The sequence below is a fragment of the Tsukamurella sp. PLM1 genome, from assembly GCF_023168325.1.
Lineage (GTDB): Bacteria > Actinomycetota > Actinomycetes > Mycobacteriales > Mycobacteriaceae > Tsukamurella.
In genome coordinates this window covers 1,877,503-1,890,502 of record NZ_AP025688.1, presented here as the reverse complement: position 1 = coordinate 1,890,502, position 13,000 = coordinate 1,877,503, and the positions used below count along the sequence as shown (strand labels likewise).

Annotated in this window: 12 protein-coding genes and 5 pseudogenes; 6 read left to right on the top strand and 11 right to left on the bottom strand. The window is 73.4% G+C overall.

The window, feature by feature from the left end; translation table 11 throughout:
- Positions 1-20: 20 nt before the first annotated feature.
- Positions 21-1,286, bottom strand: a complete 1,266-nt coding sequence (gene hemG, locus MTP03_RS09800; protein ID WP_248491760.1) for a protoporphyrinogen oxidase — start codon at positions 1,284-1,286, stop codon at positions 21-23.
- Positions 1,283-2,355 (bottom strand): annotated as a pseudogene (gene hemE, locus MTP03_RS09795) (uroporphyrinogen decarboxylase). The gene hemG and the pseudogene hemE overlap by 4 nt, the downstream one beginning before the upstream one ends.
- A 95-nt stretch (positions 2,356-2,450) precedes the next feature.
- Here hemE and MTP03_RS09790 point away from each other — a divergent pair.
- From MTP03_RS09790 to MTP03_RS23600, 4 genes and pseudogenes are all read left to right on the top strand, one after another.
- A pseudogene (locus MTP03_RS09790) lies at positions 2,451-3,064 on the top strand (DUF3000 domain-containing protein).
- Positions 3,042-3,338: a hypothetical protein gene (locus tag MTP03_RS23610; protein ID WP_371820937.1), complete on the top strand. Its 297-nt coding sequence runs from the start codon at positions 3,042-3,044 to the stop codon at positions 3,336-3,338. The pseudogene MTP03_RS09790 and the gene MTP03_RS23610 overlap by 23 nt, the downstream one beginning before the upstream one ends.
- Positions 3,335-3,907: pseudogene (locus MTP03_RS23605) on the top strand (HRDC domain-containing protein); the annotation flags it as partial. The gene MTP03_RS23610 and the pseudogene MTP03_RS23605, both read left to right, overlap by 4 nt.
- Positions 3,908-4,044: 137 nt before the next feature.
- Complete coding sequence (locus MTP03_RS23600; protein ID WP_371820936.1) at positions 4,045-4,293, top strand: hypothetical protein; 249 nt, start codon at positions 4,045-4,047, stop codon at positions 4,291-4,293.
- Between the two features lie 4 nt (positions 4,294-4,297).
- On the opposite strand, the gene dxs is transcribed toward MTP03_RS23600, so the two are convergent.
- The 7 genes and pseudogenes from dxs to dut all read right to left on the bottom strand — a co-directional run bounded on the left by dxs (position 4,298) and on the right by dut (position 10,216).
- Positions 4,298-6,238 (bottom strand): 1-deoxy-D-xylulose-5-phosphate synthase, encoded by a 1,941-nt coding sequence (dxs, locus tag MTP03_RS09780; protein WP_248492114.1) that lies wholly within the window; start codon positions 6,236-6,238, stop codon positions 4,298-4,300.
- 40 nt (positions 6,239-6,278) lie between these two features.
- Positions 6,279-6,482 carry a hypothetical protein gene (locus MTP03_RS09775; protein ID WP_248492113.1) on the bottom strand — a complete coding sequence of 68 codons (204 nt, stop codon included), beginning with the start codon at positions 6,480-6,482 and terminating at the stop codon, positions 6,279-6,281.
- Positions 6,483-7,372: 890 nt separating this feature from the next.
- Positions 7,373-7,480: pseudogene (locus tag MTP03_RS09770) on the bottom strand (hypothetical protein); the annotation flags it as partial.
- On the bottom strand, positions 7,464-8,165 hold the full coding sequence (locus MTP03_RS09765) for a DUF3159 domain-containing protein (RefSeq protein WP_248491759.1): 702 nt from the start codon (positions 8,163-8,165) through the stop codon (positions 7,464-7,466). The pseudogene MTP03_RS09770 and the gene MTP03_RS09765, both read right to left, overlap by 17 nt.
- A gap of 9 nt (positions 8,166-8,174) precedes the next feature.
- A complete protein-coding gene (locus tag MTP03_RS09760) occupies positions 8,175-8,528 on the bottom strand; it encodes a hypothetical protein (protein WP_248491758.1) in 354 nt (117 codons plus the stop codon).
- A gap of 339 nt (positions 8,529-8,867) precedes the next feature.
- The gene (locus MTP03_RS09755) at positions 8,868-9,695 is read right to left on the bottom strand and encodes a DUF3710 domain-containing protein (RefSeq protein ID WP_248491757.1); all 828 of its coding nucleotides are present in this window, start codon (positions 9,693-9,695) and stop codon (positions 8,868-8,870) included.
- A gap of 59 nt (positions 9,696-9,754) precedes the next feature.
- Positions 9,755-10,216, bottom strand: a complete 462-nt coding sequence (dut, locus tag MTP03_RS09750) for a dUTP diphosphatase (RefSeq protein WP_248491756.1) — start codon at positions 10,214-10,216, stop codon at positions 9,755-9,757.
- Between the two features lie 41 nt (positions 10,217-10,257).
- On the opposite strand from dut, the gene MTP03_RS09745 reads away from it, so the two are divergent.
- Positions 10,258-10,731, top strand: a complete 474-nt coding sequence (locus MTP03_RS09745; protein ID WP_248491755.1) for a DUF3093 domain-containing protein — start codon at positions 10,258-10,260, stop codon at positions 10,729-10,731.
- Between the two features lie 54 nt (positions 10,732-10,785).
- On the opposite strand, the gene MTP03_RS09740 is transcribed toward MTP03_RS09745, so the two are convergent.
- Positions 10,786-11,085, bottom strand: a complete 300-nt coding sequence (locus tag MTP03_RS09740; RefSeq protein ID WP_248491754.1) for a DUF4193 domain-containing protein — start codon at positions 11,083-11,085, stop codon at positions 10,786-10,788.
- Positions 11,086-11,332: 247 nt separating this feature from the next.
- Here MTP03_RS09740 and cei point away from each other — a divergent pair, with 247 nt between their 5' ends.
- Positions 11,333-12,052, top strand: coding sequence for an envelope integrity protein Cei (cei, locus tag MTP03_RS09735; RefSeq protein WP_248491753.1), 720 nt, complete (start codon positions 11,333-11,335; stop codon positions 12,050-12,052).
- A gap of 3 nt (positions 12,053-12,055) precedes the next feature.
- Here cei and MTP03_RS09730 read toward each other — a convergent pair.
- Positions 12,056-12,924, bottom strand: a pseudogene (locus tag MTP03_RS09730) (inositol monophosphatase family protein).
- Between the last annotated feature and the right edge of the window lie 76 nt (positions 12,925-13,000).

Below are 13,000 nucleotides of genomic sequence, written 5' to 3'. Positions count from 1 at the left end.
GTCCCGCGCGCGGGACCGACTCAGGACAGGTCTGCGAGCACGCGCTGGGCCGCGGCCTCCGCGCGGGCGATGCACGCGGGGACGCCGACCCCGTCGAAGTACGCGCCCGCCAGCGCCAGTCCCTTCGGTGTGGCCGCCTCGATCGCGTCGAGCGTGGCGCGATGCCCCGGCAGATACACCGGAATGCCCTCGTACCAACGTTGGACGTGCACGGCCTCCGGCTCGGTGTCGATACCGAGCACGAACGACAGGTCCTCCCGGGCGGCGGCGATCAGGCCCGCGTCGAGGTCGTCGACGATGCGGCTCACGCCGAGCCGCCCGTACGAGAGCCGGACGGTGCCGCCGGGCAGGTGGTCCCACTTGCGGCCCGACAGGGTGAACGCCTTCGCACTGACCTGCTCGCGGGTCGCGACCAGGACGCCCGAGAGGTCGGGCAGCTCCGTCGCATCCGGCAGCCGCAGGGTGACGAGCGCGGAACTGGCCGCCGGGATCTTGCCGACCGCGTCGCCCAGCTCCGGCAGGTTGAGCCCCAGCAGACGCCCGACCTGCGGCGCGGGCACCGCGAGCACCACGGCGTCGAACAGCGATCCGCGCAGGCTCCAGCCCGGTCGCACCTCGGGCACCGGTGCGCCCAGCATGATCCGGTCGCCGAGCCGCTCGACGAGCGCGTCGAGCAGTTGCTGGTAACCGCCGCGGAACGCGCCGAAAACCGGCCCGTCGCTCGGCTCGCCGAGCGCGTCGCGCACGGCCTCCCCGAGGGTTCCGGCTCCCGCGTCGAGCCGCGCGGCCAGCGCCGGCAGCGCGGCGCGCACCGAGACGTCGTCGGCGTGGGCCGCGAACACCCCCGAGACCATCGGGTCGACGCTGCGCTCGACCACCTCGTCGCCGAGCCGCGAGCGCACCAGTGCGCCGATCGATGCGTCCGCACCGGGGTTCCAGCGCAACGGGATCCGGACCTCGTCCGCCGCCGCAGGGATGCCCATCAGCGTGCGGCCGAAGCCGCCGCGCAGGGCACCGTCGGCGAACAGGGCCGGGCGCCGGCCCGCGGGCTCGACCACCTGATCGGCGAGGCCGAGCTCGTCGGCGAGCGCCAGCACCTCGGGGCGGCGGCGCACGAACGCCTCGGCGCCCACGTCGAGCCGCTCGCCGCCGATCGTCTCCGACCGCAGCTTCCCACCGACCCGGTTGCCCGATTCGAACACGGTGACGCGGGCACCCGCCTGCTGCAGGCGCAGCGCCGCCACCAGACCCGAGATTCCCGCCCCGACGACGGCGACGTTGCTCATAGGTCGTGCACCAGGTCGACGACGCGGGTGAGGACATCGGGGTCCGTCGCCGGGAGAACACCGTGCCCGAGGTTGAAGACGTGGCCCGTGGCCCCGCCGCCCGTGCGGCGTCGGCGTCGGCGAGCACGCGCCGGACCTGCGCCTCGACGGTGGCCTGATCGGCCATCAGCACGGCCGGATCGAGGTTGCCCTGCAGCGCCTTTCCGGCCCCGATGCGCCGTGCGGCATCGTCGAGCGGGGTGCGCCAATCGACGCCCACGACGTCGGCGCCGGCGTCCGCCATCGCCCCCAGCAGTTCGCCGGTGCCCACGCCGAAGTGGAACGCGGGCAGGGCCGGCGCGCTCTCGCGCAGCGCCACGAACACCTTCTCCGAATGCGGCTGGACGTACTCGCGGTAGTCGACGAGCGACAGCGCACCCGCCCACGAGTCGAACAACTGGAACGCCTGTGCTCCGGCGCCGGCCTGCGCGCGCAGGAAGACGATCGCGATGTCGGCCAGCTTGTCGAGCAGCGCGTGCCAGGTCTGCGGGTCCGAGTACATCAGCGCCTTGGTGCGCTCGTGGTTGCGGCTCGGGCCCCCCTCGACGAGGTACGAGGCGAGGGTGAACGGCGCACCGGCGAAACCGATCAGCGCGACGCCCGCGGGCAGCTCGCCGCGCAGCATGCGCACCGCCTCGGCGACGGGCTCCACCTGCTCGGGAACGAGCGCCGGCATCGCGGCGACCGCCGCGGCGTCCCGGACGGGCTGCTCGATCACCGGCCCGATGCCGCTGACGATGTCCAGGTCGATCCCGGCGGCCTTGAGCGGCACCACGATGTCGGAGAACAGGATCGCCGCATCGGTGCGGTGCCGCCGCACCGGCTGCAGCGTGATCTCGCAGACCAAGTCGGGCCGGAAGCAGGACTGCAGCATGCCGATCCCCTCGCGCACCTTGCGGTACTCGGGCAGCGAACGCCCCGCCTGCCGCATGAACCACACCGGGCGCCGGGAGGGCGTCCGTCCCGATGCGGCGGCGAGCAGCGGATACGCGGTGACGTCGTCACGGGTCGGCTCGGTTGTATCACTCATCGTCAACGATCATGTCATGTCGGTCGCTCAGGACGGCCGCTGCCTGCGGCGCGCCTCCCCGGTACGCACCACCGGACGCGCTACGGTCACGATTTGTGAGCCAACCAGGTACGGGTGACGACGAGGCGGGCCGCTCCGCGTCGCAGCGCGGCGGCGACCCGGAGCCGTTCCGGGTCGCGGTCGAGTCGCTGCACACGGCGACGGTGCGGCCCGAGATCGAGATCGGCAGCATCCGGCCGCCGCAGCGGCTGGCCCCCTACAGCTACGCGCTCGGCGCCGAGGTCCGCGCCGCCGAGACCGAGCCGGTCCCCGAGTACTCCGACGGTGAGACCTTCGGTCGCCTCATCCTGCTGTACGACCCGCACGGCCACGAGGCCTGGAACGGACTGATGCGGCTCGTGGCCTACGTGCAGTCCGAGGTCGACGAGTCGCTCGCGTCCGATCCCCTCCTGCCCGAGGTCGCGTGGAGCTGGCTGACCGATGCCCTCGCAGAGCGAGGCCGAGGTGACCGCGCTGGGCGGCACCGTCACCGCCACCGCCTCGGTCCGCTACGGCGACATCGCGGGCCCCGCGCGCGCACCAGCTGGAGCTGCGCGCGTCCTGGACGCCGCTCGGCGAGGACCTGTCGGGGCACGTCGAAGCGTTCTGCTCGGTGTTGGAGATGGCGGCCGGCCTGCCGCCCGCGGGTGTCACCCGCCTCGGCTCGTAGGCCGCGGCGCGTGTCCAAGGCCGTACCGGAGCAGGTCCCGGGAATCCCGCTCACGGAACCGACGGAGGGCGTCCCCGAACCCCTCACCACGATCGACCAGTTCGCCGAATGCGCTGCGGCGCTGCGGCGCGGCAGCGGACCCGTCGCCCTCGACACCGAGCGCGCTTCCGGCTTCACCTACTCGTCGCGGGCCTACCTGATCCAGATCAAACGGACCGGGTCCGGACTGTTCCTCCTCGACCCGATCCTCGAGCCCGAGGGCCTGGCCCGGTGATCGCCGCCCTGCGCGGCGTCGAGTGGGTGCTGCACGCCGCCGACCAGGACCTGCCCTGCCTGCGGGACGACGGGTTCGTCTGCGACGAGCTGTTCGACACGGAGCTCGCCGGGCGCCTGCTGGGCGAGCCGCGGGTGAACCTCGCGGCGATGACGTCGGAGTTCACCGGGTACGCGCTGGCCAAGGGCCACGGCGCCGCCGACTGGAGCACCCGTCCCCTGCCGCACGAGTGGCTCAACTACGCCGCGCTCGACGTGGAGGTACTCGTGGACCTGCGCGATGAGGCGTACGAACGCCTCGGCGAGGCCGGCAAGCTCGACTGGGCGCTGGAGGAGTTCGAATACGAGCGGACCCGCCCCGACCCGGCACCGAAGCCCGACCCTTGGCGGCGCCTCTCCGGGATCAGCGCGCTGCGCACCCGCCGGCAACTGGGCCGCGCCCGCGAACTGTGGCTGGCCCGGGACGAGATGGCCGAGCAGCGCAACGTCGCGCCCGGACGAACCCTGCCCGACGCCGCGATCGTCAACGCCGCCGCGAAGAACCCCACGACCGAGGCGGAGCTGACCGCCCTGCCGGTGTTCGGCGGCCCCCGGATGAAGCGCTCGGCCAAGCGCTGGCTCGGCGCGATCCACCGCGCGAACGCGCTCCCCGACGCCGACCTGCCGCCCCAGCACGGCCCGCGCAACGGCACCCCCGCCGCGAACCGATGGGCGCGGTCAATCCCGAGGCGGCGGACCGTCTGGCCCGGGTCCGAGCGGCCCTCGCGGAGATCTCCGACGAGGTGTCCGTGCCGGTCGAGAACCTGCTGCCCACCGACGCGGTGCGGCAGCTGTGCTGGGAGGGTACGGCGTCCGGCGTCACGCGAGTCGACGACGCCCTGGCCGGGTCCGGTGCCCGCGCCTGGCAGCGCCGCCTGACGGTGCCCGCCGTCGCCGCGGCCCTGGCCTCGGCTTAGGGGCTCAGCGGAGCCCGCGGACCTGTTCCGGTGCCACGGCGCCGTTGGTCGTGGGGACCGCAGCCGGGGTGCACGCCGTGACCCAGCCGGTGATGCGGAACGCGATCTCCGACGGGGTCAGCCCCAGCTCGGAGAGGATCTGGCCGCGCGACGCGTGGTCGAGGAAGCGCTGCTCGATGCCCAGCACGCGGGTGGGCACGTCGACCTCCTCTCGCTGCAGGGCTGCGGTCACAGCCGCGCCCACGCCGCCGGCGACGCCGCTGTCCTCGAGCGTCACGACGAGGTGGTGCGCGCGGGCCAGGTCGACCACGGACGCGGGAACCGGCAGCACCCAGCGCGGATCCACGACGGTGGCGGCGATCCCCTGATCGCGCAGGCGCCCGGCCACGTCCACCGCGGTGTGCGCGAACGGCCCCACGGCCACGATGAGCACGTCGGCCGGCCCCGCGCCGACGAGCACATCGGCACCGTCGGGCAGGCGGCGCACGGCATCGAGATCGGCCGGCACCCCGCCCTTGGGATAACGGATCAGAGTGGGCGCGTCGGCGACGTCGAGGGCCTCGGCGAACTCCTCGCGCAGCCGCGCCGCGTCCCGCGGGACGGCGGCCCGCAGACCGGGCACGATCGCGGCGAGCGACAGGTCCCACATGCCGTGGTGGGACGCGCCGTCGGGGCCGGTGACGCCCGAGCGGTCGAGGACGATCGTCACGTCCTGCTTCAGCAGCGCCACATCCATCAGCAACTGGTCGAACGCGCGATTGAGGAAGGTCGAGTACAGCGCGACCACCGGGTGCATCCCGCCCAGGGCGAGCCCGGCCGCGGAGGTGAGCGCGTGCTGCTCGGCGATGCCCACGTCGTAGATCCGGTCCGGGAACTTGCGGCCGAACTCGGCCACGCCCGTCGGCTCCGCCATGGCACCGGTGATGGCCACGACGTCGGCGCGCCGCTCGCCGTGGGCGATCAGCTCCTCCGAGAACACCGAGGTCCAGTCCTGGCTCCCGCCGCCGGCCCCGCTGATGGGCAGCCCCGTGGCCGGGTCGATGACGCCGATGCCGTGCATCTGATCGGCCTCGTGATTCTCGGCGTGCTCGTAGCCGTTGCCCTTGCGGGTGATGGCGTGCACCACCACCGGGCCGCCGAAGTCCTTGGCGCGCCGCAGCGCCGCTTCGAGGGCCGCCTCGTCGTGCCCGTCGATCGGCCCGACGTACTTCAGGCCCAGGTCGGCGAACAGCGCCTGCGGGCTCACCATGTCCTTGATGCCGGCCTTCATGCCGTGCAGCACCGAGTAGGCGGGCTCCCCCACCACCGGCACCCGCCGCAGCCGCGCGCGCGCCTCGCCGAGCAGCCGCTCGTACTCGGGCTGCGTGCGCAGGCCGGACAGGTGCGTCGCGAGCCCACCGATCGTGGGCGCGTAGGAGCGGCCGTTGTCGTTGACCACGATCACGACGGGGCGCTCCGACGCTGCGATGTTGTTGAGCGCCTCCCAGCACATGCCCCCGGTGAGAGCGCCGTCGCCGACCACGGCGACGACGGTGCGGTCCTCGCCTTTCAGGGCGAACGCCTTGGCCAGGCCGTCGGCGTAGCTGAGCGCCGCCGAGGCGTGCGAGGACTCCACCCAGTCGTGCTCCGACTCGGCCCGGCACGGGTAGCCCGACAGGCCGCCGGCCTGACGCAGCGTGTCGAACATCTCGCGCCGGCCGGTGACCACCTTGTGCACGTACGCCTGGTGCCCCGTGTCGAACAGGATCGGGTCGCGCGGCGAATCGAAGACGCGGTGGATCGCGAGCGTGAGTTCCACGACACCGAGGTTCGGCCCCAGGTGGCCGCCGGTCGCCGAGACCTTCTCCACGAGGAAGTCACGGATCTGACCGGCCAGCTCCGTGAGCCGCCCCTGGTCAAGCCCTCGCAGGTCGCGCGGGGAATCGATGCTGCTGAGCAGATTCATACCGCCGTGCCGCTCCTTCCGGGATTCGTACTCGCCCACTTTACCGGCCGCGCCGGTCCTGCACCCCGGGCACCAGCACCGCGATCGCCTCGAGGTGGTGCGTCCCGGGGAACGCGTCGTACGCCATGAGCCCCGCCACGGCGTACCCGGCATCCCGGGCCGCGCCGAGATCGCGCGCGAACGCCGCCGGGTCGCACCCGACGTGCACGACGGCCCGCGGCCCGGCCTGGGCCACCGCCGCCATGACGGATTTCCCGGCCCCCGTGCGGGGCGGGTCGAGGACCACCACCGACGGTGCGCGCAGCCCCTCAGCCGCGCGGCGACCTCGCCGCGGTGGAAGCGCACCGGGGCGAGGTCGCCGAGGGCCTGCTTGCCCGCGGCGATCGCGCCGCCCGACGTCTCCACCACATCGACGGTGCACCCCTCATCGGCGAGCGTCGCCGCGAACACTCCCGCGCCGCCGTACAGGTCCCAGGCATGTCCTTCGCCGCCGTGCGCGCGGACCGCAGCGGCCACGTCCGCGCAGTAGCGGGTCGCCGCGTCGCGATGCGCCTGCCAGAACCCGCCGACGGGGACCCGCCAGGCCCGCGCACCGACGCGGTACTCGGCGAGCGCCTCGCCCGCGAGGACCTGAACGGGCCGGCCGCGCCGCGCCGGTACCGCGGCATGCGCCGCACCGACGTCGTCGAGGACGAGCGCCACCTCGGTGCCGGGTTCGGCGCGCAGGTCGTTCGCGAGGTCGACGAGCGCGATCGGCAGCTGCGCGCACGGCGCGACGACCGCGGCGTCGCTGCGGAAGGCGTGCTGGCCGAGCCGGCCGGCACCGTCGGCCACCAGCCGCGCGCGGTGCCGCCACCCGGTGACCGGGGCGTTCGAGAGCGGCTCGACGGGCACCTCGAGTGCGCCGGGGGCGAACCCGCCGAACCGCACCAGCAGGTCCGCGAGCACCTCGGCCTTGAGGGCGCGTTGGTAACCGGGATCGGCGAAGGTCAGGTCGCAACAACCGGCACCGGCGGCGGCCGCGGCGCACGCCTCGGGCACCCGGTGCGGCGACGCCTCCAGGACGTCGATCGTGCTCGCGCGGGCGTACGACTTCTTCACCTCGGTGACCCGGGCGCGCACCGTCTCCCCCGGCAGCGCGCCGCGCACGAACACCGCACGACCCTCGTGCCGGGCGATGACGAACCCGCCGTGCCCCGGCGCCCCGCAGGTCAGTTCGAGGGCGTCACTCACCGTGAGCATGCGTGAGCCTCCGCGCCACGAGGAAGGTGATCAGCACGCCGACCGCGAACATGGGCCAGCCCATGAGGATCCGGGCCACGCCGAGCCCACCCACGTTGTCGCCCACGTACAGGTAGTACTGGACGCCGAAGCGGACCACGAACATGACGAACCACAGGACCGTCAGCCAGGCGAACGCCCGGTACTGGCGCCGGTCCGCGCGCCAGTCGTGCTGGCCCGCCGCCGCTCCGGCGTCCGGCGCGGCGCCGTCCGCGTCCTGCTTGCGCTCGGAGAACAGGTGCCACAGCACGCCCACGAGCGGCCGCCGAACGAGCAGGGACACTGCGAACGCGACCGCGAACACGGCCTGCATCACGATGCCGTAGAGGAAGTAGCCCTTGCCGTTGCCGCCGACGAGCATCGCGATCACCACGCACACCGCGACCCCGAAGAATCCCGAGATCGCGGGCTGGATCGACGACCTCGTGGCGATCCGGACCACCGCGACGATCGCGGCGACCGCCAGCGCCGCGATCGCGCCGCCCGTGAGCCCCAGACCGCGTTGGCCGGTACGAATGCCACCACGGGCAGGGCCGAGTACACCATGCCCTGCCAGCCGCCCATCTGCTCGAGCACCTGCTCCTTGAGAGGGCTCGGCGGTCTCGCGCGCCGCCGCCCGGGCGTCCTGTTCAGCACCATCCGTCACCCGACCACCCTACTGGCATGCTCGTGCCATGCAGTTCGCCGCGCACACCGCAGTGCTCCTGCCCGGGTCCGGGTCCGACGCCGACTTCGTGCGGCGCGCGTTCGCTCCGCTCGCGGAGCGCTGCGCGCGCACCGTGGCCGTCGACGCGATGCCACCCTCGGTGGTGGCCGGGTACCGCGCCGCGCTCGACGCGGCCGCGTCGAGAGGTCCGCTGCTGGCCTGCGGTGTGTCGCTGGGCTCGGCCGTGGCCGCGAGCTGGGCGCTCGAGAACCCGGACGCGGAGGTGGCGCTGGTGCTCACGCTGCCGCCGTGGTCCGGCCCCGCGGGACCGGACACGCCGGCCGCGCTCTCCGCGAGCGTCACCGCCGGCACCGTCGACGACCTCGGCGCCGCGGAGGCGATCGCGCGGATGCGGGCCGGCAGCCCCGCCTGGCTGGCGCGGGAGCTGACCCGGTCGTGGGCCGCGCACGGCTCGTTCCTCGCGGCCGCGCTGCGCGAGGCGGCGGGCTACGTCGCGCCGACGGAGGCCGCGCTGGCCGGGCTCAGGGCGCGCACCGTCGTCGTGGGCGCCGACGGTGACCTGATCCACCCGGTGGGCACGGCGCGCGCGTGGGGCGATCCCCGGGGCGCGCACCGTGGTCGTGGATCTGCAGGACCTTGGCCCCGACCCGGCCGTGCTGGGCCGGGCCGGGCTCGACGGCCTTACTTCTGCTGCTGGTTGAGCCGAGACAGGGCCGAGCCCTGCGTGAGCCGGTCCTGGTTGCTCTGCCGCAGGGCCGCGGGCCCGTCGGCTGCGGCACGCTGCGCGACCTGCGCGGCGATCGCCGCTGCGGCCTGCTCCTGCTGCTGTGCCTGCGCCGCCATCGCCTGCTGCAGCTGCTGCACCAGCTCGGCGGGGAGTTCGATCTCGAGGTGGTCGCGAGGCGGACGCGGGTCGGTGCCGCGGCGGATCACGGTCTCGGCCAGCATCGCGCGCGCGATCTGAGCGGCCTGATCCGCGGTCTCGAGCGGCGAGGCGACGACGAACCGGACCATCCACCGCGGACCGTCGACACCGATGAAGCGGAGAACGCCGTCGGGCTGCGTACCCACCACCTCGCGGCCCCAGTGACCGTCCTCGATCGTGACCTGGGCGCCGTTCTCGCGCAGCGAGTCCGCGAGCTCGGTGACCACCTCGCGCCACTGGTTGCCCGAGCGCGGCGCGGCGAAGACGCCGGGCGTGACGCGGCCGGCGGGGGTGTCGAGGTGGACGCCGACCGGGGCGCCCTCGGGACTCATCTCGACCTGCAGCTGCGACTCGGGCGGCATCGCGAGGATGATCGAGCCGAGATCGAGGCGCCCCTCCTCCATGCCCTCGGTGTCCTCGAGGGCCGCCAGGTCGTACGGGCCGGCACCGGTGCCGAGCTCCTGCACCTCGTCCTCCTCCGGCGGCGCGGGGGCGGTGTGGTGCTCGGGCTGCCCGATCGAGGCGTACGGGTCGACGCTCGCGCTGCTGCGCTGCTTACCGGACTTGCGGCGGCCGAAGGCCATGAGTGGTGCTCCTTGATTCGTGGGGGCGGATGACTGGGGCGCGGAAGATCGGCGCTCGACTACTGGGACGGCTCGAGGCTGGCGTGCCCGCCCGACGAACCGTAGCCGCCGGTGCCGCGGTCCGTCTCGTCCAGGAACGAGACCTCCTTGAAGTCGGGCAGCTCCACGCGCTGGACGAGCAGCTGGGCGATGCGGTCGCCGCGCTTGATCTCGACCGCGGCCTCGCGGTCGGTGTTGAGCAGGCACACCTTGATCTCGCCGCGGTAGCCCGCGTCGACCGTGCCGGGGGTGTTCACGACGGTGATGCCGTGCTTCGCGGCGAGCCCCGACCGCGGATGGATCAGCCCGACGGTGCCGTACGGAAGCGCGAGTGCCACGCCCGTGGGGATCAGAGTGCGCGCGCCCGGTTCGAGCCGCACGTCGATGGACGAGTACAGGTCCACGCCCGCGTCGCCGGGGTGTGCGCGCTGGGGAAGTGGCAGGCCCTCGTCGAGCCGCAGTAGGGGTATCTGGCTGACCATGCGTTGCAGACTACGCTGGTGGGGTGGCACACGATCGAACAGTGAAGACCTCGAACGCCGGGACCGGGTACTTCGAACGGCTGACAGTGCCGTGGTACTGGTGGCTCGCGGGCGCCGTCGTGGCGGGCCTGATCTGCTTCGAGATCACTCTCGCGGCGAACTGGGCAACCTGGATGATCGGTGCGTTCGTCATCGTGATCGCGGTGATCGCGGTGCTGCTGTGGTCGATGGGCCGCGGCTCGGTCGGGGTGCGCGACGGTGAGCTGTGGGCCGGTAACGCGCACCTGCCGCTGGAACTGGTGTCGCGGGCCGCGGCCGTTCCGGCCGAGGCCAAGAGCACCGCGCTCGGCCGACAGCTCGACCCCGCCGCGTTCGTGTACCACCGTGGCTGGATCAAGACGATGATCGTGGTGGTCCTCGACGACCCCGACGATCCGACGCCGTACTGGATGATCTCCACCCGGCGTCCCGAGGAGATGCTCGCCCGGATCCCCGCCGCGACCACGCTCGGCTGAGAGCGAGTCGCCGCGGGCCGGCGGGAACCGGTCCCGCCGCGTGGGCACGCGCCGTCAGGCGCAGTCGATGCAGATCAGCTCGCCGCTGTTCGGGTCGGCCAGCCGGCTGCGGTGGTACACCAGGAAGCAGCTGGTACAGGTGAACTCGTCAGCCTGCTTCGGCACCACCCGGACACTCAGTTCCTCACCGGACAGGTCCGCACCGGGGAGCTCGAACGACTCGGCCGTCTCGCCCTCGTCGACATCGACCGTGCCGGACTGGCCCTCGTTGCGGCGGGCCTTGAGCTCCTCCAGCGAATCCTCCGAGATCTCGTCCGCCTCGGAGCGCCGCGGCGCGTCGTAATCAGTTGCCATACCGTGTCATCCCCATCCTTCGCTCGTGCCCCCGGTCTCGGGGTTTCCGAGACCGCCGGGCCGCGTCTTGCCGCGCGAGCGGCCCAGAGTGTAGCTCACATCGGTACCGAAGTCACGATATTGATCCGAGCGCTCCGATTCCGCGTCGTGCAGCCGGTCTAACGCGTGATCGGACGCAATGATTCCCGGCCGCGCACCCGGCGCCGCCTCCGCTCGGATCGAACACCTCTGACGTACAGTCGGGGCCGTGGTTTCCCAGCTCACCGGCACGGGCCGGCGGTTCGACCGGAACGGCGAGCCGTTCCGGCGCCGCAACATGTTGCCGGTCCTCATCGTGATCGCGGTCCTCGCCGTCGTCGCCATCGGTACGTGGGCGCGCGCGATGTCCTCGCAGGAGGAGGCCGCGGCACCAGTGTCGTGCCCGTCCCCGCCGGCACCGTCGTCCTCCACGACGCCCGCGACCCCGGCCCGGGCGGGCGCAACGACCCCGCCGCCGGCGCCCGCGCAGTTCGAGGTGGTGGCCCCCGGCGACATGGTCTCGGTACGCCCCGCTCCGCTCGCGTCGACGACGGTCCGCGTCCTCAACGCGTCGGGGCAGGCCGGCCGCGCGGAGACCACGCTGAACAAGCTGGCCGACTACGGCTTCGCCGCTCCGGCCACGGAGGGGTACGCCAACGACACCGTGTACCAGCAGATGGAGTGCCAGGCCCAACTCCGTTTCGGCGATGCCGGGCGGGCCGCCGCGGCCGCGGCCTGGATCATCGCGCCGTGCGCGGAGCTGATCAACGACGGTCGCCGCTCCGCGTCCGTCGACCTGGTGCTGGGGACGTTCTTCACCGACCTGGAACCCAGCACCGACGCGCAGGAGATCCTGCGCATCCTACGCGCGGCCCCGTCGGGCGCGACGGACGGCGGCGCGAACCCGGCGTTGGTCGCCGCGGTGCACGACCAGTCCTGCAGCCGGTAACCGCTACAGGTCGTCGAGGCCGCCCGCGTCGCGCAGGATCGCGATCACACGGTCTGCGATGCCAGGGGCCACGGCGAGGGTGAGCGCACCGTCCGCGCTGGTCGAATCGTGTGCTGGCACGATCACCGTGGCGCCCGCCTCCTGCGCGATCAGCGCCCCGGCCGCCCAGTCCCACGGACTGAGGCCGTGCTCGTAGTGCGCGTCGGCGCGGCCCGCCGCCACCATGCACAGATCGAGCGCCGCGGAGCCGATCCGCCGCACGTCGCGCACCTGCGGCAGGACCTGCGCCAGCACCCTGCCCTGCTTCTCCCGGCGATCGCGCGAGTACCCGAATCCGGTCGCCACCAGCGCGAGCCCCGGGTCGGTGATCGGGTTGGCGCGCAGCTCGCGGACCGCACCGTCGGGGGCGATCTCGCGCGCGCCCCGCCCAGCGCGGCGGCGTAGACGGTGCCGCGCACGACGTCGGCGACGGCGCCGGCCACGGACACCCCGTCGACCTGCGCACCGAGGGAGACCGCGTAGGCGGGCACCCCGTAGAGGAAGTTGACGGTGCCGTCGATCGGGTCGACCACCCATCGCACGCCTCCGCATTCCGACCCCTCACCGCCGTACTCCTCGCCGAGGACGGCATCGCCGGGGCGGAGCTCCGCGAGGCGCTCGCGCACGAACCGCTCGGTCTCGGTGTCGACGACGGTGACCGGATCGGTCGGGGTCGACTTGGTCGCAACGCCGTCGGGGGACTCCCCCGGCCCGTCGAATGCGTTGGCGCCGAACACCTCCGTCCGACGGGACGCCACGCGGACCGCGGCCTCCCGGGCGACGGTGACGGCGATCTCGGACAACTCCCACCGGTCCTGCTGCACGGCCTCCACAGAACCACAATCCACGGTAGTTTGACAGCGTTGGGGGCACCCACGGCGCGTGCGGGTCCGGCACTTCGAGGAATGC

Bases quoted from the DNA above. Each gene is read 5' to 3' on its own strand.
- hemG (WP_248491760.1), bottom strand. From the start codon at position 1,286: ATGAGCAACGTCGCCGTCGTCGGGGCGGGAATCTCGGGTCTGGTGGCG.
- MTP03_RS23600 (WP_371820936.1), top strand. From the start codon at position 4,045: ATGGGCGCGGTCAATCCCGAGGCGGCGGACCGTCTGGCCCGGGTCCGA.
- dxs (WP_248492114.1), bottom strand. From the start codon at position 6,238: ATGAATCTGCTCAGCAGCATCGATTCCCCGCGCGACCTGCGAGGGCTT.
- MTP03_RS09775 (WP_248492113.1), bottom strand. From the start codon at position 6,482: ATGGCGGCGGTGGCCCAGGCCGGGCCGCGGGCCGTCGTGCACGTCGGG.
- MTP03_RS09755 (WP_248491757.1), bottom strand. From the start codon at position 9,695: ATGGCCTTCGGCCGCCGCAAGTCCGGTAAGCAGCGCAGCAGCGCGAGC.
- dut (WP_248491756.1), bottom strand. From the start codon at position 10,216: ATGGTCAGCCAGATACCCCTACTGCGGCTCGACGAGGGCCTGCCACTT.
- MTP03_RS09740 (WP_248491754.1), bottom strand. From the start codon at position 11,085: ATGGCAACTGATTACGACGCGCCGCGGCGCTCCGAGGCGGACGAGATC.